Origin of the sequence: Marinilactibacillus piezotolerans (assembly GCF_900169305.1) — a bacterium.
Classification (GTDB): Bacteria; Bacillota; Bacilli; order Lactobacillales; family Carnobacteriaceae_A; genus Marinilactibacillus; species Marinilactibacillus piezotolerans_A.
This window is the reverse complement of sequence record NZ_FWDP01000001.1, coordinates 1-2275: the sequence shown is the minus strand read 5'-3', so window position 1 is coordinate 2275 and position 2275 is coordinate 1. Positions and strand designations below refer to the sequence as shown.

Below are 2275 nucleotides of genomic sequence, written 5' to 3'. Positions count from 1 at the left end.
GCAGGACGTTGCCGTGCAGCTCTTTTTTTATAGTTTTTATTTTTGATTCCGCAATAGCTCAGTTGGTAGAGCGCGCGACTGTTAATCGCGTTGTCGCAGGTTCGAGCCCTGCTTGCGGAGTTTTTTTTATACCCTTTTTTTGTTTATAGTCAACTGATGTTGAAGGAGCTTAGCTGGAGTAGCTAGGCTCCTTTTTTTGGTTAAGAGTGGTGAGAATACGCCAACATCATTTTATGTAAAATGAAACAAGCGAGATTCTCTAATAGACAATAGTTACCATTACCATATAGAGTCTATAGGAGGAAACTACCTTGCTTCAGCCATGTGGTATTGAAAATCTACTGAATATCCAAGACTCATTTATCACATTAACTCAACTGTCTAAAAAGACCATCAAAGGTAAACTATGAAAGTAAGTCGATTTTTCTTGAGAATATTAGCTTTGATCCATATTACTTTAAAGGAATATGCATAAATCAATGAAATCTCACCCACATCGTTGTTTAGGCGAAAACTGTTTTTATCAATGAGGACTTTAATATATTTTTGGAGTGCATGGTTGAATGTTATTTTTAATACATATGCTTTTAATTATTTCTTTGTTACGACGCTGTGCAGTGTATAAGAAGGGTTAATGAATCGCTAATAGAAACATTTTGCTATAGATATCTAGTTTCTTTGCAGAATATAGGTACATGAGTTTTATTTATAAAATCTGTGCTTTACAATTAACCAGTCTACAAGGACACTTACTAGGTCTATAACTGGCTCACTTAAACGCTGCTGTATTCATTCTGTCAATATTAGATGTTATAGAATCATTTAAGTGTTTTACAGAGTTATTTTTAGTGAATGCCATTTTAATGTGCTCCTTTTTCCATTAAAATCAATAATGATCTAACAAATACACTTATTGTTAGTTTAGTGAGAGGCCTAAGTATAGATTGAACAGCAGAGGAGAAAGAAAAGATAGGGGGCAACAAGATGATAGGAGTCTGTGAGTGATATGAACTAACTTTACCCCCTGTGTTAGGCAATAGTAATTAGAGTGAATGCTGAGTTTAAACCATGATCTACAAAGAATGAGCTGAAAAAGTCTAAAAGAGGAATTATAATATGACGCTGTCGCGTGTAAAAGTAAAGTGATCTTGTCACAGATGATAATAAGCAGCAAAGTTAGGTAAGAATAAAAAGGAATTTGTTTTCCACTATAGAGAAAGGATGATTTGTAAAAAGCAAATTACACATAAGATAATTTTTTATATTAAGCATAAGTAAATTAGTAGTATCAGCATTGTGAAAAACAAAAACGCAGGATATAAATTTTTGTAGTAAACTATGTAATTATCAAATGCCATAAGTAAAGGTAGTTAAGCGGCTATAACATGTAAGGATTGCAAGCACATAAAAAAGTTCAGTATAAATCAAATGACCAATAGACATACTAGTGAATACAACTTTATTTAGGGTTAGTCCCAGGTTGTTTAAATGAAGCGTAACCAGTTAATAGCAATGTGAATTGTTTATTGAGTGCATAACAATTTACGGTTTATATAAATTCTGCTATAATCTTCTGAAAATAATAATATAGTAAGCGATGCTCAATACAAATGAACAAAGTGGTTAAAGTTGTAATGCAAGTAGATGTTGCCACGAGAAGATATCGTTGCAACACAAAATTATTTCTCAATAGTATAATGAAGTATGCACTAAAAGGATAATAAATAATGATGGCGAGCAGAAACAGTTGTCCATCAATTAGCGCTTATAAATGCTTAACAAGCCAACCATTGTATAAAGTGTATAAAGAGAAAAAGCCGCGTGCAGCTTATAACCCAGATGACAATCAAACGTACTAAAAAATAACGAAAGCTATATTTAAATAAAGTGAAATTAAGTATTGACGTCGACCGCAAAAAGATGATATTATACAAAGGTTGCTGATAAAGACAGCAAACGATCGATTCAATCGATTGAAAAGATTTAAAAAAAAGTTGTTGACGAATAATCGATACCGTGTTATGATAAATAGGTTGCTGATTACGAAGTCAACTAATCGATAGATTGATTAAAACAACTTATTTCAAAATGGTTGTTGACAGCGAAACGACAACATGGTATGATATAAAAGTTGCTGATAACGAGGCAACAAACATTGGAACACCATGAATACAGTAGATCTTTGAAAACTGAACAAAGTAAAACAACCAAATGTGCAGGGGTCTTCGATTCTTTATGGATCAAGACAACTATCGAATGAACAAGGTTCATTCAC

1 tRNA gene is annotated in these 2275 nt (G+C 32.8%); it reads left to right on the top strand.

What is annotated here, in order from left to right:
• Positions 1-47: 47 nt before the first annotated feature.
• Positions 48-120, top strand: a tRNA-Asn gene (locus B6F02_RS00005).
• The last annotated feature ends 2155 nt before the right edge of the window (positions 121-2275 follow it).